This window comes from Streptomyces sp. NBC_01426 (genome assembly GCF_036231985.1).
Taxonomy (GTDB): domain Bacteria; phylum Actinomycetota; class Actinomycetes; order Streptomycetales; family Streptomycetaceae; genus Streptomyces.
This window is the reverse complement of sequence record NZ_CP109500.1, coordinates 1,778,537-1,800,187: the sequence shown is the minus strand read 5'-3', so window position 1 is coordinate 1,800,187 and position 21,651 is coordinate 1,778,537. Positions and strand designations below refer to the sequence as shown.

Below are 21,651 nucleotides of genomic sequence, written 5' to 3'. Positions count from 1 at the left end.
TGCCATTTGACCTGCGCAGATGAGCGATGATCGATCAGTGTTACCCGCGAGTAGGGACAACCCGGACAAACGCAAATGGCCGCCCCCGGAACGGGAGCGGCCACTGTGACGCGGGTAACCCGCGTGAACGACGTGCGCTACTGCTGCTTGCTGTCCTGCTTGTTTCTGAGGGCCTCTTCGATGGTCCGCATGACCTCGTCGAGCGGGGCGTCCGTACGGGCCACCGCCACCAGCACCTCGCCCTGCGCGCGGACGGCCGCCGCCGGCGCGGCGGGCGGGCCCGCCGCGGTGCGGCCGGCGCCGATCCCCGACCCGAAGGTCTTGCGCACGATCGAGAAGGCGTGGTCCAGCTGCGCCTCCACGTCCCCCTGCCCGCCCGCCCGCAGCCAACGCCGCAGCACGTGGTTGTGGGCCGTGACCACCGCCGAGGCGGCCACCTCCGCCAGCAGCGGATCGTCGTTGCCGTCGTGGTGGTCCTGCTCGTCGAAGTGGGCGAGCAGATAGCGCGTGAACAGCCGCTCGTACCGGGCCACCGAGGCGATCTCCCGCTCCCGCAGCGCCGGCACCTCGCGGGTGAGCCGGTAGCGCTCCACCGACACCGCCGGCGAGGCGGCGTACATCTTCATGACTTCCTTGATCCCGCGGCACACCGTGTCGAGCGGGTGCTCGTGCGCCGGGGCCACGTCCAGCACGGCCTCGGCGCGGGTCAGGGTGTCGTCGTGGTCCGGGAAGATCGCCTCTTCCTTGGAGCGGAAGTGCCGGAAGAACGTCCGGCGCGCCACCCCGGCGGTCGCGGCGATCTCGTCGACCGTCGTGGCCTCGTACCCCTTGGTGGCGAACAGCTCCATGGCGGCCGCGGCCAGCTCGCGGCGCATCTTGAGCCGCTGCGCGGCCGCCTTGGTGCCGGGCGCGCTCTCCGGGGCGTCGGAGGTCGCGGCGGCACGGGGCGAGGTCTTGGCGGGCTGGGACATAGAGCGAAAGTACTTCATTTGCGCGGCGGGGCGCGCCTGAGGGGGGTGGGACGGGGAGGGATGCGGGGGAGGGCCCGCACTGCGCACACAGTGCTCGTCGGGAGGGCTCGCCTGCCGTGAGGGTCCGGCAGGCCCGAGCAGCCCTCCCCACGCATCCGGCTCTGGTGTCCGCCGGTCCGCGCTCGGCTTACCGGCGGGCGTACTCACGGAAACCGCGGCCGGTCTTCCGGCCCAGGCAGCCCGCCGCCACCAGGTGCTCCAGCAGCGGGGACGGAGCCAGGCCCGGGTCGCGGAACTCCTTGTGCAGGACCTTTTCGATGGCCAGCGACACGTCCAGGCCGACCACGTCGAGGAGTTCGAAGGGCCCCATCGGGTAGCCGCCGCCCAGCTTCATCGCGGCGTCGATGTCGTCCAGGGTCGCGTAGTGCTGCTCGACCATCTTGATCGCGTTGTTCAGGTACGGGAACAGCAGCGCGTTCACGATGAACCCGGCCCGGTCCCCGCAGTCCACCGGGTGCTTGCGCACCTTCGCGCAGACCTCGCGGACCGTGGCGTGCACGTCGTCGGCCGTCAGGACGGTCCGGACCACCTCGACCAGCTTCATCGCGGGAGCCGGGTTGAAGAAGTGCATGCCGATCACGTCCTGCGGACGCGAGGTCGCCCGCGCCACCGCGATCACCGGGAGCGAGGAGGTGGTGGTCGCCAGGACCGCGCCCGGCTTGCAGACCTTGTCCAGGCCGGCGAACAGCTCCTGCTTGACGGCCAGGTCCTCCGCGACGGCCTCCACGGCCAGGTCCACCTCGGCGAAGGCGTCCAGCGAACCCGCCGGCGTGATCCGCTCCATGGTCTCGGCGGCCGCCGCCTCGGTCAGCCTGCCCTTGGACACCGCACGGCCCAGGGACTTGCCGATCGCGGCCTTGGCGGCCACCGCCTTCTCCTGGCTGCGGGCGGCCAGCACGACCGCGTACCCGGCCTGCGCGAAGACCTGCGCGATGCCGCTCGCCATCGTCCCCGAACCGGCCACGCCGACCGAGGACACCGGACGACCCGAGCCGAGCAGGGAACCGTCCAGCGGGGTCTGGAGGTCACGGACGACGACCTGGCTGCCCGGGGCCTCGTACGTGTAGAACCCGCGCCCGGACTTCTGCCCGGTCAGGCCGGCCTCGGCCAGCTGGCCGAGGATCGGGGCCGGGGCGTGCAGCCGGTCGCCGGAGGAGGCGTACATGGCCTCCAGGACGGTCCGGGCCGTGTCCACGCCGATCAGGTCGAGGAGGGCCAGCGGACCCATGGGCAGGCCGCAGCCGAGCCGCATCGCCGCGTCGATGTCCTCGCGGGAGGCGTACTTCGACTCGTACATCGCGGCGGCCTGGTTGAGGTAGCCGAAGAGCAGGCCGTCGGCCACGAAACCGGGCCGGTCGCCGACCGCGACGGGCTGCTTGCCGAGGTCGCGGGCCAGCTCGGTGACGGCCTCGACGGCGGTGGGCGAGGTGAGCACGCACGAGACGACCTCGACGAGCTTCATCGCCGGCGCCGGGTTGAAGAAGTGCAGGCCCAGGACCCGCTCGGGGCGCTGGGACTCGGCCGCCATCCGGGTCACCGACAGGGCGTTGGTGCCGGTGGCCAGGATCGTGTCCGGGCGGACGATCGCGTCGAGTTCGCGGAAGAGTCGCTGCTTGAGCGCGTAGTCCTCCGGGACCACCTCGATCACCAGGTCGGCGTCGGCGGCCGCGCTCAACTCGGTGAAGGTGCGGAAGCGGGCGAGCACGCCGTCGCGCTCCGCCTCGGTCAGCCGCTCCTTGGCGACGGAGCGGGCCGTGGCGGCCGAGAGGGCGGCGCCGGCCCGACGGGTGGCGGCGTCGCTGATGTCGATGCCGATGACCTCGCGGCCGGCCCGGGCGAGGATCTCGGCGATGCCGGTGCCCATGGTGCCGAGGCCGACGACGGCGATGGTCTGCAGGGTGGACTGACTGGACGTGGACGGAAGGTCCATCGCGGGACTCCAGTGGAAGAGGGTGACGACTGAGGGAAGGCGCGCGGCCGCACGGCACGCGCACCGGAATTTCCGCACGAGATGCCCGAAGCGGGGGCGTGGAGCGGCGGACCCTGTCCCGGGGATCACGCCGATCACGAACATGCGGTACCTGGGGGTACCTGGGTACTGAACCGACTGGTACGGGGTGGCTGCGTCACCAGGCCTGCCCCGTACGTGTTGAAGCGAGAGTAACTCGCCGGTAACTGGCGCGCCAGAGCGCGGAGATGTGACCTGTAACGCCCAAATGTACCGATCATCGATCATCGATCATCAGGGGTGCGCACATCTCGGCGAACCCGACGTGGCGGCGGCCCCGTCGCCCTAGGGTTGGCCGGGTGAACGACGTGCTGGAGCGCCTGCGGACCGAGTCGGGGCAGTCGGCGGACTACGAGGAGCTGCTCGCGGCGGACCCCGACGCGCTGGCCGCCTCCCTGACCCACGCCGGCCTGCCGCTGTGGGCCCGCGAACTGGCCGCCTACCGGCTGGGGCTGGCCGGCGACCGACGGGCCTTCGAGTCACTGGTGCTGCTCCTCAACCACCGGGACCCGCCGCGCTGCGAGGCCGCCGCGCAGGCGCTGGCCGTCCTCGGGGACCCGCGCACGGCCCGGGCGGCGGCCGCCCTGGCGACGAACGAACTCCGCACCGCCTACGCCCTCCACCCGGTCCGGCTGTTGGCGGCGCTGCGGGCCCCCGAGTCGGCGCCGGCGCTGATCCGCACGCTGTCCCGGCTCCTCTCGCCCCACGACCCGTACTGGCGCGTCGCCCTGGCGTGCGTGGAGGGCCTCGGCGCCCTCGCCGACCCCCGCGCCCGCGAGGTCCTCACCCGCGCCCAGTCCCACCCCCGCCTGGCGGTGGCCGCGACGGAGGCGCTGCGCGGACTGGACCCGGCCGACCGCGACCCGGCCGACCGCGCCCGGGCCGACCCGGACCCGCGGCCGGCGGACTAGGCGCTCAGCCGCGGAAGCCCAGCAGGCCGTGCAGGGCCGCCCCGCCCGCCGAGGGCGGGACCGCGCGCGTCACGGCGGCCGGCGTCGGTGCGGGCTGCGCGGGGCAGCCGGCGTCGGCGGCCTTGCCGGTGCGCAGGTACGCGGACAGCTTCTCGTCCAGGCACTTGTTGCCGCTCAGGGCGATCCCGTGGTTGCCGCCGCCCTGCTCGACCACCAGGGCCGCGCCCTTGAGCTTGCCCTTCATGCTGACCGCGCCCTCGTACGGGGTCGCCGCGTCCTCCGTCGCCTGGAACAGCAGCGCCTGGGGAAGCTCGGTGTTGGTCACGTCCGGGGCCTGCAGGGGTTCCGTCGGCCAGAACGCGCAGGGGGCGTTGTACCAGGCGTTGTTCCAGGTCATGAAGGGCGCCTTGGCGTGCGTGCGCCACATGTCGGCGCGCCACTGGTTCCAGTTCCGCGGCCAGGCCGAGTCCCGGCACTGCACCGCGGTGTAGACGCTGTAGCTGTTGCCCGCCGAGGGCTCCACCGCGCCGAACCGTTCGTACGCCGACACCAGCGGCTTGGGGTCCTTGTCCACCGCGTACGCGGAGAAGGCCTCGGCGAGGTGCGGCCAGTAGCCGTTGTAGTAGCCGCCCGGCATGAAGGTGTCCTCCAGTTCGGAGGGGCCCACCTTGCCGCCCGCCGGCGCCGTGCGCAGCGCGTCGCGCATCTCGTACCAGCGCGCCTCGATCCGGGCCGGGTCGGTGCCGAGCCGGTACTTCTCGTCGTACCGGGCCACCCAGGCGAGGAAGGCCTTGTGGCGGGCGTCGAAGGCCTGGTCCTGGGCGAGGTTGTCCTCGTACCAGACGCCGGCCGGGTCCACGACGGAGTCCAGCACCAGCCGGTCCACCCGGTCCGGGTGCAGCCGGGCGTACACGGCACCCAGGTAGGTCCCGTAGGAGTACCCGAAGTAGCTGAGCTTCGGTGCGCCGAGCGCCGTGCGCAGCACCTCCAGGTCGCGGGCGGCCGAGACGGTGCCGATGTACGGGAGGACGTCCGCGTGCTTGGTCTGGCAGGACTCGGCGAAGGCCTTGACCCGCTCCAGGTTGGCCTGCTCGGTCGCCCGGTCCAGGGGCACGGAGTCGGGACGCACGGGGGTGAAGTGCCCGCCGCCGCAGTCCAGGGCGGGCTCGCTCCGGCCCACGCCGCGCGGGTCGAAGCCGATCACGTCGAACGAGCCGGCCACGTCCTTGGGCAGCGCGGAGGCGATGTACCCGGCGAGGGCGCGCCCGCTGCCGCCGGGGCCGCCGGGGTTGACCAGCAGGGGCCCCCGGGACGTCGCGGAGGTGTGCGGGACGCGGGTCAGCGCGAGGGCGATCTGTCGGCCGGCGGGCCGGTCGTGGTCGAGCGGGACCTTGAGGGAGGCGCATTGGAGCGTGGGATGGCGGGGCGTCTTGCAGTCGGTCCAGCGCAGGGCCGGGGCCGTCGGGGCCGTGGCGGCCGCCGGGGCGGCGGTGACCGGGCTCGCGAGGGCGGCGGCCACGGTGGAGATCGACAGCAGGACGGCGGCGCGCTTCTTCATCGGGCCGCGCTTGGTCACGGGGTGCAGCATGGGGCCTCCCAGCCGAGGGTTCTGGGCGGAATCGTCCCGGAAACCAAGGCCGGAATGCGGGATTGGGCTGCCGATTGGTCCGATGTGATGAGCCTTCAGGGGCCGTCCGGGATCACAGGAGGGTGAGCTGGGTCGGACCGGCGTGCGCCGGCTCGGCCGGCCGTTCGGGCGTCGGGATCCGGCGGGACCCGCCCCTGCGGGAGGGGCCGATGCCGTACTCCGCCGCGAGTTCGTGGACGTGCCGGGTGATCCGGCGCTGGTACCAGGTGGGCGCGTACGACCCGCCCGCGTACAGCCGCTCGTAGCGGGACACCAGCCGCGGGTGGTGCGTCCCCAGCCAGGCCGTGAACCACTCGCGGGCGCCCGGCCGCAGATGGAGCACGAGCGGTGTGACGGAGGTGGCACCCGCCTCGGCGACGGCCCGGACGGTGTCGCGCAGTTGCTCCGGGGAGTCCCCGAGGAAGGGGATGACCGGGGCCATCAGCACCCCGCACTCGATGCCGGCGTCCGCGAGGGTCCGTACGACGTTCAGCCGGGCGGCGGGGGAGGGGGTGCCGGGCTCGACGGTGCGCCACAGCGCGGTGTCGGTGAATCCGACGGAGACGGAGATCCCGACCTCGGTGACCTCGGCGGCCGCGCGCAGCAGCGGCAGGTCGCGCAGGATCAGGGTCCCCTTGGTGAGGACGGAGAAGGGGTTGGCGTGCTCCCCCAGGGCCTCGATGATGCCCGGCATCAGTCGATAGCGGCCCTCGGCCCGTTGGTAGCAGTCGACGTTGGTGCCCATGGCGATGTGGGCGCCGGTCCAGCGGCGCGAGCCGAGTTCGCGGCGCAGCAGTTCGGGGGCGTTGGTCTTGACGACGATCTGCGAGTCGAAGCCGATGCCGGTGTCGAGGTCGAGGTAGCCGTGGGTCTTGCGCGCGAAGCAGTACACGCAGGCGTGGCTGCAGCCCCGGTAGGGGTTGACCGTCCATTCGAACGGCATGCGCGAGGCCCCCGGCACCCGGTTCACGATCGAGCGGGCGCGGACCTCGTGGAAGGTGATCCCGCGGAACTCGGGGGTGTCGAAGGTGCGGGTGACGACCGAGTCCGCCCCGAAGAGCGCGGCGGGTCCGGTGCCCGGGCGGTCCTCGGTCCCGGTGTCCTCGGTCAGATGGTTCCAGCGCATGGTGCGCCTCCCTTGGTGGCTCGGACCGAGAATAGAACAAACGTTCCCATGATCGTGCGGGGTGGAATCCGGCCGACGGGCGGGAACGCGCCGCCCGCCCCGGTCCGCGTCCCGTCCGCCCCGGATTTGGGCCCCCGCCCCGGAGGTGGTTGTCTAGCCGCGACGAGCGGACACAACTGCTGGAGGAACAGCTATGGCGCAGGTCGAGGCCACCACGGAGCGGATCATCGCGGCCGACGCGGAGACCGTGTTCGACGCGCTGGCGGACTACTCGGGGACCCGGGGCAAGCTGCTCCCCGAGCACTACAGCGAGTACGAGGTGCGCGAGGGCGGCGACGGCGAGGGCACCCTGGTCCACTGGAAGCTCCAGGCGACCAGCAAGCGGGTGCGCGACTGCCTGCTGGAGGTCACCGAGCCCACCGACGGTCAGCTCGTGGAGAAGGACCGCAACTCCTCCATGGTCACCACCTGGACGGTGACCCCGGCCGGCGAGGGCAGCGCCAAGGTGGTCGTCAGCACCGTCTGGAACGGCGCGGGCGGCATCGGCGGCTTCTTCGAGCGCACCTTCGCCCCCAAGGGCCTCGCGCGCATCCACGACACCCTGCTCGCCAACCTGGCCGGCGAAGTCGAGGGCTGAGCAAGGCCGTTGCCCGCCGCCGGTGTCGGGCGGCTCACCGGTTCGGGTGGATTTCCGTCCGGGGGGTGAGCCGCCGGAACCCGGGGCGGGAGAGGCCCGGGCGGCGTGGGTCAGGCAGGATCCGCAGGAGACGGCCTAGGGTGAAGGATCCGCGGCCCGGCCCACCGGGGACGCGACCCGACCCACCGGGGGACCCGATGAAGATCCTCGTCTCCGCCGACATGGAGGGCGCCACCGGCGTCACCTGGCCCGCCGACGTGCTGCCCGGCACCCCCCAGTGGGAGCGCTGCCGGTCGATGTTCACCTCCGACGTGAACGCCGCCGTGCTCGGCTTCTACGACGGCGGCGCCGACCGGGTCCTCGTCAACGAGGCCCACTGGACCATGCGGAACCTCCTCCTGGAGAAGCTCGACGCCCGCGCCGAGATGCTCACCGGCCGGCACAAGTCGCTCTCCATGGTCGAGGGGGTCCAGCACGGCGACGTGGACGGCATCGCCTTCGTCGGCTACCACACCGGGGCCGGCACCGAAGGCGTCCTCGCCCACACCTACCTCGCGAACTCGATCACCGGGGTCTGGATCAACGGGGTGCGCGCCAGCGAGGGGCTGCTCAACGCCCACGTCGTCGCCGAGTACGGAGTCCCGGTCATCCTCGTCACCGGCGACGACCTGACCTGTGTCGACGCCGCCGGCTACGCCCCGGACGCGGTGACCGTCGCCGTCAAGGACCACGTCTCGCGGTACGCGGCCGTCTGCCGCACGCCGGCCCGCACGGCCGCCGACATCCGGGCCGCCGCGACGGAGGCCGTCGCCCTCGCGGTCCGCCACGAGCCCGTGGTGGGAGGCCCGTTCACGGTGGAACTGGAGTTCGACGCCGAGCACCTGGGCCTGGCCGCCACCGTGGTACCCGGGGTCGAACGTTCGGGCGAGCGCAGGGTCGCGTACACCAACGAGACGATGTACGAGGGGATCCGGACCTTCAAGGCGGTCACGACGGTCGTCTCGGCGGCTGTGGAGGAGCAGTATGGCTGACATGCACGCAACGGAGACCCGCCCCCGTGAAGCCGTGGACCCCACGGCGCTCGACGAGGTGGTCGACCACACCTCCGGCCTCATCCGCATCGACACCACCAATCGCGGCGGTGGCGACTGCCACGAGCGGCCGGCCGCCGAGTACGTCGCCGAACGGCTCGCCGGCGCGGGCCTGGAACCGGTCCTGCTCGAACGCACCCCGGGCCGCACCAACGTGGTGGCCCGGATCGAGGGCAGCGACCCCGGCGCCGACGCCCTCCTGGTCCACGGCCACCTCGACGTGGTGCCCGCCGAGGCCGCCGACTGGAGCGTGCACCCCTTCTCCGGCGAGATCCGCGACGGCGTCGTCTGGGGCCGCGGCGCCGTCGACATGAAGAACATGGACGCGATGGTGCTGTCCGTCGTACGGGCCTGGGCGCGGGCGGGCGTGAAGCCGCGCCGCGACATCGTGATCGCGTACACCGCAGACGAGGAGGACAGCGCGATCGACGGATCGGGCTTCCTCGCCGACCACCACCCGGAGCTCTTCGAGGGCTGTACGGAGGGGCTGAGCGAGTCCGGCGCCTTCACCGTCCACCCCGCCCCCGGCCGGTCCCTCTACCCGATCGCCGCCGGCGAGCGGGGCACCGCGTGGCTGAAGCTGACCGCGCACGGCACCGCCGGGCACGGCTCCAAGCCCAACCGGGCCAATGCCGTCAGCCGGCTCGCCGCCGCCGTCACCAGGATCGGCGAGTACGAGTGGCCGGTGCGCCTCACCGACACCGTGACCGCCTGCATCACCGAACTCGCCGCCCTGGAAGGCCTGTCGGTGGACCCGCGCGGCGAGAACCTCGATCTGACGGAGCTGCTCGCCGCGCTCGGCCCGGCCGCAGCCCTCGTGCAGGCCACCGTGCGACAGAGCGCCAACCCGACGATGCTCAGCGCCGGTTACAAGCTGAACGTGATCCCGGGCCAGGCCACCGCCTACGTGGACGGCCGCACCCTCCCCGGCGGGGAGGCCGAGTTCATCGCCACCCTCGACGCGCTCACCGGACCCGACGTGCACTGGGAGTTCCACCACCGCGAGGTGGCGCTCGAAGCCCCCGTGGACGGACGGACGTTCGGGATCCTGCGCGAGGCCGTCGAGCACTTCGACCCCGAAGGACACGTGGTCCCGTTCTGCATGGCGGGCGGCACCGACGCCAAGCAGTTCTCCCGGCTCGGCATCACCGGCTACGGCTACTCCCCGCTCAAGCTGCCGCCCGGCTTCGACTACTGGTCCCTCTTCCACGGCGTGGACGAGCGGGTCCCGGTCGACGCCCTGCACTTCGGCGTCCGCGTCCTCGACCGCGCCCTGCGCGCGCTGTGACGGGGACCCGGTGATGGCGCCCCTCACCCCGCCCCGGCCCTACGGCGGCTGGCCCTCGCCCATCGACGCCGCGCTCGCCGCCGCACTCGACGGGCGGCCCGAGTACGTGGGCACCATCGGCCCCGAGGTGTGGTGGACCGAGCCCAGGCCGGAGGAGGAGGGCCGCCGGACCCTCGTCCGGCGCCCCGCCGACGGCCGGCCCGAACGGTCCGTGCTGCCCGCGCCCTGGAACGTCCGCAGCAGGGTCACCGAGTACGGGGGGCGCCCCTGGGCCGGCGCCGAACGGGACTCCGGCGGCCCGCTGTTGGTCTTCGTCCACTTCGCCGACCAGAGGTTGTACGCGTACGAACCGGACGCGCCCGGCGCCCCGGCCCCCCGACCGCTCACCCCCGTGGGCACGGTCGGCGGCGGGCTGCGCTGGGCCGACCCGGTGCTGCGCGGCGACGAGGTCTGGTGCGTGCTGGAGGAGTTCACCGGACCCGCGCCGACCGACGTGCGGCGCGTCCTGGCCGCCGTACCCCTGGACGGCTCGGCCGCCGAGGACCGCGACACCGTGCGCGAACTCACCGACGACCGGCACCGGTTCACCACCGGCCCCCGACTCTCCCCGGACGGGCGCACCGTGGCCCGACTCGTCTGGGACCACCCCCGGATGCCCTGGGACGGCACGGAGCTGCTGCTCGCCGAGGTCACCGGGGACGGCGCGATCGGCGCCCCCCGCACCGTGCTCGGCGGACCCGACGAGGCCGTGGCCCAGGTGGAGTGGGCCGCCGACGGGACGCTCCTCGCGGTGAGCGACCGGGGCGGCTGGTGGAACCCGTACCGGGTCGACCCGCACAGCGGCGAGGCCGTCAACCTGTGCCCCCGCGAAGAGGAGTTCGGCGGGCCGCTGTGGAAGCCGGGACTGAGCTGGCTGGCACCGCTGCCGGACGGGCTCGTCGCCGTCCTGCACGGCCAGGGCTCCTCGGTGCTCGGCGTACTCGACCCCGAGAGCGGCGACCTGGTGGACGCCGCCGGCCCCTGGACGGCCTGGCAACCCACCCTGGCCGTCAGCGACTCCCGGGTCTTCGGGGTCGCCGCCAGCCCGCGCAGCGGCTACGAGGTCGTGGAACTCGACACCGCGACCGGCCACGCCCGGGTCATCGGCGCCCGGGCGGCCGACCCCGTCGACCCGTCCTACTACCCCGAGCCGCAGAGCCGGACCTTCACCGGCCCGGACGACCGCGAGATCCACGCCCACGTCTACCCGCCACACCACCCGGACCGGCCGGCCCCCGCCGACGAACTGCCCCCGTACGTGGTGTGGGTGCACGGCGGTCCCACCGACCACGTACCGCCCGTACTGGACCTGCACATCGCCTACTTCACCTCGCGCGGCATCGGCGTCGTCGAGGTCAACTACGGCGGCTCCTCCGGCTACGGCCGCGCCTACCGGGAGCGGCTGCGCGAGCAGTGGGGCGTGGTGGACGTGGAGGACTGCGCGGCCGTGGCCCGCGCCCTGGCCGCCGAGGGCACCGCCGACCCGGACCGGCTGGCGATCCGCGGCGGCAGCGCCGGCGGCTGGACCGCCGCGGCCTCCCTGGCCGCCACCGACCTGTACGCCTGCGCGGCGATCATCTACCCCGTGCTGGACCTGCGCGGCTTCGCGGCCGAGACGCACGACCTGGAATCCCGCTACATCGACGGCCTCGCCGGGCCACCGGCAACCCTCGACCTGCTCTGTCGCGAACGCTCCCCGGTGGCCCGCGCCGACCGGATCACCGCGCCCTTCGTGCTGCTCCAAGGCCTCGACGACCCGATCTGCCCGCCGGCCCAGGCCGAACGGCTCCTCGCCGCCCTGCGGGGTCGGGCCGTGCCGCACGCCTACGTGACCTTCGAGGGCGAGGGCCACGGCTTCCGCCGCGCGGACACCATGGTCCGCGCCCTGGAAGCGGAGCTGTCGCTGTACGCGCAGGTGTTCGGGATCGAGCGGACGGACGTGCCGCGGCTGCCACTGGAGCCGTGACGGACCCGCCGCGCTCGCTCCTCTAGCCTGGACCGATGTCTCAAGTCACCTACCTCGACGAGGGGAACAGGGTCGGGATCAGGCCCTTCCGGCCGGCCGACGGGCCCGAGTTCGTCACCCGCGTCCACGAGAGCCGCGCACTGCACCACCCCTGGATGTTCCCGCCCGACACCATCGAGGCGTACGAGCCCTGGGCGGCCCGCCTCGGCGACGGCGACAGCCGGGTCGGATTCCTCGTCTGCGAGCGCGCCGGCGGGGCCGTCGCCGGATTCGTCAACGTCAACAACATCGTCCGCGGGGGCTTCCAGTGCGGAGCCCTCGGCTACGCCGCCTTCGCCCACGCCGCCGGCCGGGGACTCCTCGGCGAGGCCCTCGACCTGGTGATCCGACACGCCTTCGCACCCGCCGGCCAGGGCCTCGCACTGCACCGCCTGGAGGCGAACGTCCAGCCCGGCAACGCCGCCTCCCTCGCCCTCGTGCGCAGCCGCGGCTTCCGCATGGAGGGCCTCTCCCCGGACTTCCTGCACATCGACGGGGCCTGGCGCGATCACGAGCGCTGGGCCCTGACCGCCGAAATGTCTGGTCCCGGGGGTACGCGTCGCCCAGGATGAGGGCATGCGAACCATCGTGTTGCTCGACGCCCCCTCCAACCTGGGCCTGCGCCCGCCCGCGCCCGGCACCGTACCCGGGGTCTACAAGCTGGCGGGAGCCCTGCGCGAACAGGGGCTCCTCGCCCGGCTCGGCGCGCGCGAGGGCGGGGTCGTCGTCCCGCCGCGCTACGACCGGGGCGACTGGAAGGAGGGCGACGGGGTCTTCCACGCCGACGCCCTCGCCCGCTACACCGTCGCCCTCGCCGACCGCATCGAGGCGCACCTGCGGGACGGGGAGTTCCCCGTCGTGCTCGGCGGGGACTGCTCGATCCAACTCGGCGCCGCACTGGCCATGCGGCGCCTCGGCCGCTACGGACTGGCCGCCGTCGACGGCTCCGCGGACTTCCGCCACCCCGGGAACACCGCGGTCAACGGGCCCGTCGGCGCCGCCGGCGGCGAGGAGCTGGCCCTGTCCACCGGACGCGGCCAGGCCGACCTCGCCGACCTCGAAGGGCTCCGCCCGTACCTGCGCGACGAGGACGTGCGCCTCTTCGGCGTCCGCGACGGCGACGAGGACCTCCCGGAGCTGCGCGCCGCCGGGATCCAGGTCGCCACCGTCGGGGAGATCCGCGAACGCGGCGCCGGCCCCGTCGCCCGGGACGCCCTGGAGGGACTCCACCCGCCGGACACGGCCGGCTTCTGGGTGCACCTCGACGCCGACGTCCTGGACCCCAGCGTGATGCCGGCCGTCGACAGCCCCGACCCGGGCGGACTGATCCCCGACGAACTCGCAGAACTGCTCGGGGTGTTGGCCCGATCCCCGCGCTGCGTCGGCCTCAACGTCACGATCTACGACCCGGACCTGGACCCCGATGGGCGCGCGGGGGCCCTGCTCGCCGACCTGGTGGCGGGAGCGTTCGCCTGACACCGATCGCGTCACCCGCAGGCCAGGGCTTTGCGTAATCCTGACCGGTGGTGATCCGCGGAACCCCTGTGCACCGGCCCCCGTGGCGTGTTCCATTCCTTCATGGCCACCACCGTCCGACGCGCCGTACTGACCCTCCCCGGAGCCCCGTTGGGCCCCGAGAACCCACTGCCCGCCCTGCGCGCGCCCGACGGGGTGCACGAACTGGACGAGCGGTCGCGCCGGGGACTGCCCCGCGACATGGCGCGGCAGATCGGCTACGAGCCGCTGCGCTCGCTGCTTCCCGTCCGGATCCGCGACGGCTACGGACGGGAGCGGGCGCAACGCGAGTACGAGGCGATCGTCATCGAGAACGCGCACCTGCGCGTCACCGTGCTGCCCGGGCTCGGCGGCCGGATCCACTCCCTCGTCCACCTGCCGACGGGACGCGAACTCCTCTACCGCAACCCGGTGCTCCAACCCGCCAACTTCGCCCTCAACGGCGCCTGGTTCTCCGGTGGCGTCGAATGGAACATCGGCGCCACCGGGCACGGCGCCCTCGCCTGCGCCCCGCTGCACGCCGCGCTCGTCCCCGGGCCCGACGGCGACACGATGCTGCGGCTGTGGGAATGGGAACGGCTGCGCGAGACCCCGTTCCAGGTGGACCTGTGGCTGCCCGAGGGCTCGGAGTTCCTGTACGTCGGCGTCCGCGTGCGCAACCCGCACGAGCGACCCGCGCCCCTCTACTGGTGGTCCAACATCGCCGTCCCCGAGGACGCCGGCACCCGTGTCCTCGTCCCGGCGGACGAGGCCTGGCACTTCGGGTACGAACGCGAGCTGCGCCGTGTCCCCGTACCGGAGTGGGAGGGCGTCGACCGCACGTACCCGCTGCGCGGCACGTACCCGGCCGACTACTTCTACGAGGTCCAGGACACGGACCGCCCCTGGATCGCCTCGCTCGACGCCGACGGGCGGGGGCTCGTCCAGAGTTCGACGGGGCGGTTGCGCGGACGCAAGCTCTTCACGTGGGGCGCGGGCACCGGCGGCCGGCGCTGGCAGGAGTGGCTGACGGAACCGGGCACGGTCGGCTACGCCGAGATCCAGGCCGGCCTGGCCCGCACCCAACTCGAACACGTACGCCTCGACGCCGGCGCGGAGTTCAGCTGGCTGGAGGCGTACGGAGCCCTGTCGGCGGACGCCTCGACGGTGCACGGCAACGACTGGGGCGCCGCCCGCGTCGCGGCCGGGACGGCCCTGGAGACGGCGCTGCCCCGGCAGGAGCTGGACGCGGCGTACGAGGCGTGGCGGGGCTGCGCCGACACCGAACCGGGCGAGCGGCTCGCGACGGGCTCCGGCTGGGGCGCACTGGAGGTGCTGCGCGCGGGCTTCAAGCTGCCCGGCACCCCCTTCGAGGAATCGACCCTCGGGGAGGAGCAGGCCCCCTGGCTGGAGTTGTGGCGCTCCGGGGCGTTCCCCCGGCCCAAACGGGCCGCCCCGCCCGGCCCCAGCCTGGTCGCCCCGCACTGGCGGGACATGCTGGAGACCGCGCCCGCCGACCCGCTGACCGAGTACCACCTGGGCGTGGCCCAGTGGCACGCCGGTGACATCGCCCAGGCCGTGCGCAGTTGGGAGCGCGGGCTCGCGCCGGCGCCGTCGCGGTGGCCGCTGCTGAGGTGCCTGGCGGAGTCCGACGCGCTGGCCGGCCACCTCGACCGGGCTGCCGACCGCTACACGGAGGCGTTCGCGAACCTGGTCGACGAGAGCGGCGGAGACGCCGGCTGGCCGGCCGCCGAGTCCGCGCTCGGGCGGGAGGCGATGACCGCCCTGCTGGCGGCCGGCGAACCGGCCCGGGCCCGCGCGGTGTGGGACCGACTGCGGCCGGCGCAGCGCGAGGAGGGCCGCTTCCGGCTCCTCGCGGCGCGGCTCCTCGCGGCGGAGGGCCATGTGGCCGCGGCCCGCCGCGTCTTCGAGGAGGGCCTCGAACTGGCCGACCTCCGGGAAGGGGAGGAGATCCTGACCGAGGTGTGGGCCACGCTCACCGACCGCCCGCTGCCACCCGCGTACGACTTCCGCATGCGCCCGCCGAAACCGTCCCCGTGAACCGCCGGTCGCACGCGGAGACGGTGCGGGCGGCGAGAGAAGAGCCGGCCTGGGCCGCAGGCTGCGCGGGCGGGGCCGGCCGGCAGAGCGCGGTGGACAGGACGCGGCCGATGGCCTCGTCCGCGCCCCTGGTCTTGGTGAGGTCGACGTTCACCGCGAGGGTGATCCACCGCCGTCCGTCGGCCGAGGCGAAGCTGAAGGTGTTGTAGCCGGGCACGCTGCCGCTGTGTCCCCGGACCGGCCCTTGGGCCGTGCCGCAGACGGTGGTGTTCGCCTCCAGGCCGAGGCCGTACGAGCGTCCGGCGCGATCGGTGTCCCGCACGTCCCGCATCTCGCCCAGCAGTCGGGGCGGAAGCAACCGGCCTGCGGACAAGGCTTGTTGGAAGCGGTTGAGGTCGGCCGTGGTGGAGATCATGTTGCCCGGTCCCCAGAAGGCGCCGGCACTGAACCCGGTCAGGTCGGTGGGGGCGGCGCCGGGGCCGTCGAGCCACTCGTAGCCGTTCAGGTGCCGTCCGGGCAGGTCCGGGCCGGACGGCACCAGGGTGTCGGTCAGACGCAGCGGGCGCACGATGCGCCGCTCGATCTCCCGTCCGAGCGGGTGGCCGCCGGCGCGCTCGATGAGCAGGCCCAGGACGACGTAGTTGGTGTTGGAGTACTGCCAATGGCCCGGGGCGCCCGGATCGAACGCCCACGGCTCCCGAAGGGCCATCGCGACCAGCTCGTGCGGCGTGTACGCGCTGTGCTGGAGGGCTCTGATCGGGTCGGGCTGTCGTCGCAGCACGTCCGTGTAGTTCGGTATGCCGCTGGTGTGGCCCAGCAGTTGGCGCACGGTGACCTGGGCGCCGTCGGCCCCGGCGGGGATCAGCCCGGGAAGGTGGCGGCCGATGGGGTCGTCCAGTCGTATCCGGCCTTCCGCGACCAGTTGCAGGACCACCGTGGCGACGAAGGTCTTGGTGACACTGCCCGCCCGGAACCGGTCGTCCGCCCGCGCCGGCCGGCCCGACAGGTCGGCGACACCGCTCGCCCCGCGCCACACGCGTCCGTCCTGGCGCACCTCGGCCACCGCACCGGGTACCCCCTGGGCGATCACCGCGTCCAAGGCGCGGCGTAAGGCCACGCCGTCGAGGTCGCCGGCGGCCGCGGCGGCCGGACCCGGGGCGGGGTCGGTGGGCGCGGCCACGGCCGGCGCGATGACGGAGCCGGCCAGGCCCAGGGCGAGAAGGAGAGCGGCGGTGGTGGTGAGGCGGCGCATGAGCGGGGACTGCCCTTCGTCGGTTGCGGGTGAGGTGCCGCCTCAACGTAGGCCGACAGCGGGGGAGTCGACCTCGTGATCAGGGAGGAGGCCGCCGCGCCCCTCCCTTACGGGTCATGCCCGACCGGCGCGTCAGGCGCGGGCCAGGACCTCGCCGTGCAGGACGGAGAACCAGGCGTCGGGCGCGGCTCCCCACGCGTGCCAGGCCTCCGCGATCCCGGACAGTTCGGCCGGTGTCGCGTGGCCGCCGTCCGCGGCGATCGACGCGTACGCCGAGGCCGTCGTACGGTCCGCCCACAGGGAGGACCACCACGCGACCTCCTCCGGGGTGGCGTAACACCACGCGCCGGCCGAGGCGGCCACCTCGGTGAAGCCGGCCTCCCGCGCCCACGACAGCAGGCGCCGCCCGGCGTCCGGTTCGCCGCCGTTCGCCCGCGCGACCGCTCGGTACAGGCCCAGCCACTCGTCCAGGCCCGGCGTCCGCGGGAACCAGGTCATCGCCGCGTAGTCGGCGTCCCGGGCCGCGACGATGCCGCCCGGCCGGCACACCCGCCGCATCTCGCGCAGGGCGCGCACCGGGTCACCGACGTGCTGGAGCACCTGGTGGGCGTGGACCACGTCGAAGGAGTCGTCGGGGAAGTCCAGTGCGTGGACGTCCGCCGTGGCGAACTCGACCGATCCGGCCAGTCCGCGCTCCGCGACGTGGGCCCGGGCCTGGTCCAGCACGTCCGGCGCCGCGTCGACGGCCGTCACCCGCCCGCCGGGGGACACCAGGGCCGCCAGGTCCGCCGTGATGGTGCCCGGACCGCACCCCACGTCCAGGACCGACAGGCCCGGTCGCAGCTCGCCGATCAGGTAGGCCGCCGAGTTCTCGGCGGTGCGCCAACGGTGCGACCGCAGCACCGACTCGTGGTGGCCGTGCGTGTAGACGGCGGTCTCCTTCATGGCGTTCATGGCGGTGACTCCTCCTCGTCGAGTTCGTCTCTGGGAAGCGCTGTGATCACCGTAGCCGCCCGCTCTGTATGTGAGATGTGCGTTTCGACATGTGGACGTGACTCCGGTGGGGCAAGGGAAGTGTCGGGAAGGGGGGGGCGTCCCGGCCGGGGCGTCCGGTGCGCGGGCGGGGGTGTCGCCGCAGGTGCGGCCCGGGCGCGGGGGTTGACGGGCGAAACCGGGCGAATAACCGTATAAAGGTCATGGTCGGTCGGCGGTGTGGACGGGAAGGACAGCGGGGATGGCGGGGACGGCGGGGTGGCAGCGCACGACGGCGGAGGGACGCGGCCCCGTCCGGTACGTGCCGCCCGCGCCCCCGCCCGGTCTGCCCGTCCTGCCCGAGCTGACCGCCGTGCTCGCCGCGGCCGCGGACCGCTCCGCGCCCGAGCCACCGGGCGGCGGCCCGTCCGTGCGCGAGGCCGCCTGCCGGCACTGGGCCCGACGCGGCCTGCCCACCGCACCGGAGAACGTGGCCGCCGGGCCCGGCGCCGCGTCGCTGCTGCTCGCACTGCTCGGCGCGTACGGCGGCGACGTGATGCTCCCCCGCCCCTGTCCCGCCTGGTGGACCCCACAGGTCCGGCTGCTGGGACGGCGGGCGTTCCACGTGCCGACCCCGGCCGAATGCGGGGGCGTACCCGACCCCTACGCCCTGCTGGAGACGGTACGGAGGGTCCGCGCCGAGGGCGGCGACCCGCGCGTCCTGCTGCTCTCCGTCGCCGACGACCCGACCGCGACCGTGCCGCCGCCCGAGATGCTGCGCGAGGCCTGCGAGGCCGCCGAGGAGGCGGGCCTGTTCGTCGTCAGCGACGAGAGCTGGCGCGACACCGTCCACCGGCCGCACGACACGCTCGTCCTCAGCCCCGCCGAGATGCTCCCCGAACAGGCCGCCGTCCTCGTCGACCTGTCGGGGGCGCTGCTGCCCGCCGGCTGGCCCGCCGCCGTGATCCGCTTCCCCGCCACCCCCCGCGGCACCTGGCTGCGGGCCCGCACCCTCGACGTGCTGACCGCCACCGGCGCCCTGGTCGCGGGGCCGGTGGTCGGCGCCGCCGCGCACGCGCTCGACGAGCCCGACGCCGTCGCCGCCCGCAGTGTCGCGGCGGCCGCCCTGCACGGCGCCGTGGCCGCCGCCGCGCACCGGGAGGTCCTCGCCGTCGGGGCGCTCGCCCGCCCCCCGCAGGCCGGCCGGCACCTGTACGCCGACCTGACCCCGCTGCGGGCCGGACTGGCCCGACACGGCGTGGGCGACGCGATGGAACTGGAGGACTGGTTGGGCGGCCGGTTGGGTTCGCCGACGCCCGGCGGGCAGCGGTTCGCGGACGAACCCGTCGGGCTGCGCGTCCGGTTGTCGACGGGCCCGCTGCTCGGAGCCACGGCGGGCGAACGGCTGGCCGCCCTCACGGCCCCCGACCCCCTGGCGCTGCCGCACGTACGGGACGCACTGGACCGGCTGCGGTCCGTGCTGGCCGGGCTGGCCGAGTGAACGCCCGCCGGCGAACGGAGACTCCTCGATGACGGACCGGACGGACGCCGGTTCGGCCGGGGCGGCCGGTTCGGCCGGGGGAGCCGGGGGAGCGGCGGGGGCGGGCGCGACCCGGCGGACACCGCTGCGCCCCGATCTCACCGATCTCACCGACCGCCCCGCTCCCGTCGACCCCGCCGGGCCGCCCGGGCCGCCCGCGCCCCGGCCCCTCTACGAGGTACGTCGATGGCCGCGGTCGTTCGCGCACCGGCTGACCACCCCCCTGCCCGGCGTCCGCGCACTCGCCCGACTGGCCCGTGAGGGAGCCTTGCGGCCCGGCCCGGAAGGGCTGCGCGGCATCCCCGACCTGCCCTGCGCCCCCGCCCCCGTGCCCGAGGCCCGGCCCGGGACGGTGTCCGTCACCTGGGTCGGTCACGCCGGCTGGGTCCTGCGGACCGGCGGCCTGACCGTGCTCACCGACCCGGTCTGGTCCCGGCGGATCCTGGGCACCCCCGCCCGGCTGACCCCCGTCGGCGTGCGCTGGGAGGACCTGCCGCCCGTCGACGCGGTGGTGATCAGCCACAACCACTACGACCACCTCGACGCCCCCACCCTCAGAAGGCTGCCCCGCCACACGGCCTGCTTCGTCCCGGCCGGCCTCGGGCGCTGGTTCCGCCGCCGCGGCTTCGAGCGGGTCACGGAACTCGACTGGTGGGAGTGCGCCGAACTGGGCGGCGTCCGCTTCGAGTTCGTCCCCGCGCACCACTGGTCGAAGCGGTCGCCGCTCGACAGCTGCCGCACCCTGTGGGGCGGGTGGATCCTCACCGACACGGAGCACGGCAAGAAGGTCTACTTCGCCGGGGACACCGGCTACGGGCACTGGTTCGCGGAGATCGGCCGCCGCCACCCCGGGATGGACCTGGCCCTGTTGCCGATCGGCGCGTACGCCCCGAGGTGGTGGCTCCGCGACGTGCACACCGACCCGGAGGAGGCGGTGCGCGCCTGCCTCGACCTCGGCGCCCGTCGGATGGCGCCGATGCACTGGGCCACCTTCGTCCTGTCCGCCGAGCCGGTCATGGAGCCACTGCACCGGGTGCGCGCGGCCTGGGAGCGGGCCGGACTGGACCGCGCACTGCTGTGGGACCTGCCGATCGGCGCCTCCCGCACCTTCTGACGACGCTTCGGAGACCCGGCGCGGTGCGCCCGGCCCGCGCTCTCACGCCGCACCGCGTCGGACACGACGCCAGAGCGCCGGCGCCGCGCTGATCAGCAGGGTCAAGCCGACGGCGAGGGCCACGCCCTTCCAGGGTTCCGAGAAGAGCGAGCCGCCCAGGATCCCGATCAGGCCGTAGGTCGCCGCCCACGCCAGGCACGCCGGGGCGTCGCCGCGCGCGAAGCGGCGCAGGGGCATCTCCGCCAGCAGGCACGCCAACATGACCGGGATGCGCCCCGCCGGCACCAGCCGCGAGACGACCAGCACCAGCACGCCGTGCTCGTCGAGCTTCGTCTGAGCCTGTTCCAGCCGCTCCGGGGTGGCCCGTCCCCGCAGGCGCTCCAACCATCGCGAACCGCCCCGCGAGTGCACCCCGCGCCGCCCGAGCCAGTACAGCGCGAGGTCCCCGACGAACGCCGCGAACGCCGAGACGGCGAACACCAGAAGCAGTCCGAACGGCAGGGTGTCCTGGTGGAAGGCCACCACCGAGGCCGAACTCACCAACGCCCCCGTCGGGATCACCGGCAGCAGTGCGCCGAGCGCCACGAGGAGGAACAGCGCCGGGTACCCGACCGCCTGCCGGGTGCCGTCCGGCGGGACCTGGCCGACCGCCGCGGCGAGGAGGTCGCGCCAGGTCACGGAAGCAGCACCCGCTCACCGTGGTCGGGCACCCGTACCGTCACCTTCGGCGCGAGCCGCCCCGCGAACCGGGCGAACTCCTCGCCCGGCGCGTGGAACTCGTGCGGCCGCACCGCGTCCATGCCGATGGGCCAGTACGTCCCGTAGTGCACCGGCACCGCCGCCGCCGGCGCGAGGTCCGCCAGCGCCCGCGCCGCCCGGCCCGCGTCCAGGTGCCCCGCCCCCAGGTACGGACCCCAGCCGCCGACCGGGAGCAGTGCCACGTCCACCGGCCCGACCTCGTCGGCCATCGTGTCGAACAGCCCGGTGTCCCCGGCGAAGTACGTCCGTGCCGCGCCCTCGATCACGTACCCGAGCGCCGGCGCGAGCCGCGGTCCGTACGGCAGCCGCCGTCCGTCGTGCCGCGCGCTGACCGCCCGCACCCGTACACCGTCCCGTACGGGGACCACGTCGCCCGGCGCCACCTCCGTGACGGCCAGGCCCCGGGACGTCGCCACCCGCGCCAGCCCCGGCACGGCCCGGCGGGCACCCCGGGGCACCAACAGCCGGGTCCCCGGCGCGAGCCGGGCCAGCGAGGGCAGGTGCAGATGATCGGAGTGCAGGTGCGAGACCACCGCCACGTCCGCCTCGGCCGCGTGCGGCGGCGGCACCGCCCCGCGCCGTCGCCGCAGGTGCGCGAACCGCCGGGCGAACAGCGGGTCCGTCAGGAACCGGAGCCCGGAGTCCTCCACCGTGCACGTGGCATGCCCCCACCAGGTGATCTCCACCGGCACCGGT

18 protein-coding genes are annotated in these 21,651 nt (G+C 74.3%); 10 read left to right on the top strand and 8 right to left on the bottom strand.

The features are described 5' to 3' along the window. Positions 1-137 precede the first annotated feature (137 nt). Positions 138-971, bottom strand: coding sequence for a TetR family transcriptional regulator (locus tag OG906_RS07925; protein WP_267796089.1), 834 nt, complete (start codon positions 969-971; stop codon positions 138-140). A 187-nt stretch (positions 972-1,158) separates the two neighbouring features. Next, positions 1,159-2,961, bottom strand: coding sequence for a 3-hydroxyacyl-CoA dehydrogenase family protein (locus OG906_RS07920; RefSeq protein ID WP_329441249.1), 1,803 nt, complete (start codon positions 2,959-2,961; stop codon positions 1,159-1,161). Between the two features lie 377 nt (positions 2,962-3,338). On the opposite strand from OG906_RS07920, the gene OG906_RS07915 reads away from it, so the two are divergent. Beyond that, positions 3,339-3,950, top strand: a complete 612-nt coding sequence (locus tag OG906_RS07915) for a HEAT repeat domain-containing protein (protein WP_329441247.1) — start codon at positions 3,339-3,341, stop codon at positions 3,948-3,950. A 4-nt stretch (positions 3,951-3,954) separates the two neighbouring features. Here OG906_RS07915 and OG906_RS07910 read toward each other — a convergent pair whose 3' ends face one another. Both OG906_RS07910 and OG906_RS07905 read right to left on the bottom strand, forming a co-directional pair. After that, on the bottom strand, positions 3,955-5,508 hold the full coding sequence (locus OG906_RS07910) for an alpha/beta hydrolase (protein ID WP_329447964.1): 1,554 nt from the start codon (positions 5,506-5,508) through the stop codon (positions 3,955-3,957). 142 nt (positions 5,509-5,650) lie between these two features. Further along, positions 5,651-6,703, bottom strand: a complete 1,053-nt coding sequence (locus tag OG906_RS07905) for an Rv2578c family radical SAM protein (RefSeq protein ID WP_329441245.1) — start codon at positions 6,701-6,703, stop codon at positions 5,651-5,653. Positions 6,704-6,896: 193 nt separating this feature from the next. Here OG906_RS07905 and OG906_RS07900 point away from each other — a divergent pair, with 193 nt between their 5' ends. The 7 genes from OG906_RS07900 (at position 6,897) to OG906_RS07870 (ending at position 15,318) form a co-directional block, all read left to right on the top strand. Then, complete coding sequence (locus OG906_RS07900; protein WP_329441243.1) at positions 6,897-7,340, top strand: SRPBCC family protein; 444 nt, start codon at positions 6,897-6,899, stop codon at positions 7,338-7,340. A gap of 197 nt (positions 7,341-7,537) precedes the next feature. Further along, positions 7,538-8,371 (top strand): M55 family metallopeptidase, encoded by an 834-nt coding sequence (locus OG906_RS07895; protein WP_329441242.1) that lies wholly within the window; start codon positions 7,538-7,540, stop codon positions 8,369-8,371. A 1-nt stretch (position 8,372) separates the two neighbouring features. Then, on the top strand, positions 8,373-9,719 hold the full coding sequence (locus tag OG906_RS07890; RefSeq protein WP_329441240.1) for a M20/M25/M40 family metallo-hydrolase: 1,347 nt from the start codon (positions 8,373-8,375) through the stop codon (positions 9,717-9,719). Positions 9,720-9,732: 13 nt separating this feature from the next. Next, on the top strand, positions 9,733-11,724 hold the full coding sequence (locus OG906_RS07885; RefSeq protein ID WP_329441238.1) for a S9 family peptidase: 1,992 nt from the start codon (positions 9,733-9,735) through the stop codon (positions 11,722-11,724). A gap of 35 nt (positions 11,725-11,759) precedes the next feature. Next, on the top strand, positions 11,760-12,335 hold the full coding sequence (locus OG906_RS07880) for a GNAT family N-acetyltransferase (protein ID WP_329441236.1): 576 nt from the start codon (positions 11,760-11,762) through the stop codon (positions 12,333-12,335). A 4-nt stretch (positions 12,336-12,339) separates the two neighbouring features. After that, a complete protein-coding gene (locus OG906_RS07875) occupies positions 12,340-13,239 on the top strand; it encodes an arginase family protein (protein ID WP_267829534.1) in 900 nt (299 codons plus the stop codon). Positions 13,240-13,341: 102 nt separating this feature from the next. Beyond that, a complete protein-coding gene (locus tag OG906_RS07870; RefSeq protein ID WP_329441233.1) occupies positions 13,342-15,318 on the top strand; it encodes a DUF5107 domain-containing protein in 1,977 nt (658 codons plus the stop codon). Here OG906_RS07870 and OG906_RS07865 read toward each other — a convergent pair. Together OG906_RS07865 and OG906_RS07860 are read right to left on the bottom strand one after the other, a co-directional pair. Further along, the gene (locus OG906_RS07865) at positions 15,254-16,570 is read right to left on the bottom strand and encodes a serine hydrolase domain-containing protein (RefSeq protein WP_329441231.1); all 1,317 of its coding nucleotides are present in this window, start codon (positions 16,568-16,570) and stop codon (positions 15,254-15,256) included. The genes OG906_RS07870 and OG906_RS07865 overlap by 65 nt on opposite strands. Positions 16,571-16,702: 132 nt before the next feature. Continuing rightward, on the bottom strand, positions 16,703-17,524 hold the full coding sequence (locus tag OG906_RS07860) for a methyltransferase domain-containing protein (protein ID WP_329441230.1): 822 nt from the start codon (positions 17,522-17,524) through the stop codon (positions 16,703-16,705). A 280-nt stretch (positions 17,525-17,804) separates the two neighbouring features. On the opposite strand from OG906_RS07860, the gene OG906_RS07855 reads away from it, so the two are divergent. Together OG906_RS07855 and OG906_RS07850 are read left to right on the top strand one after the other, a co-directional pair. After that, positions 17,805-19,043 carry an aminotransferase class I/II-fold pyridoxal phosphate-dependent enzyme gene (locus OG906_RS07855; RefSeq protein WP_329441228.1) on the top strand — a complete coding sequence of 413 codons (1,239 nt, stop codon included), beginning with the start codon at positions 17,805-17,807 and terminating at the stop codon, positions 19,041-19,043. Between the two features lie 28 nt (positions 19,044-19,071). Further along, on the top strand, positions 19,072-20,196 hold the full coding sequence (locus OG906_RS07850; protein ID WP_329441227.1) for an MBL fold metallo-hydrolase: 1,125 nt from the start codon (positions 19,072-19,074) through the stop codon (positions 20,194-20,196). A 42-nt stretch (positions 20,197-20,238) separates the two neighbouring features. Here OG906_RS07850 and OG906_RS07845 read toward each other — a convergent pair whose 3' ends face one another. Next, positions 20,239-20,874, bottom strand: a complete 636-nt coding sequence (locus tag OG906_RS07845) for a DedA family protein (RefSeq protein WP_329441225.1) — start codon at positions 20,872-20,874, stop codon at positions 20,239-20,241. Then, entirely contained in the window at positions 20,871-21,647 is a 777-nt protein-coding gene (locus tag OG906_RS07840; RefSeq protein ID WP_329441223.1) for an MBL fold metallo-hydrolase, read from the bottom strand. The genes OG906_RS07845 and OG906_RS07840 overlap by 4 nt, the downstream gene beginning before the upstream one ends. Positions 21,648-21,651: the final 4 nt, after the last annotated feature.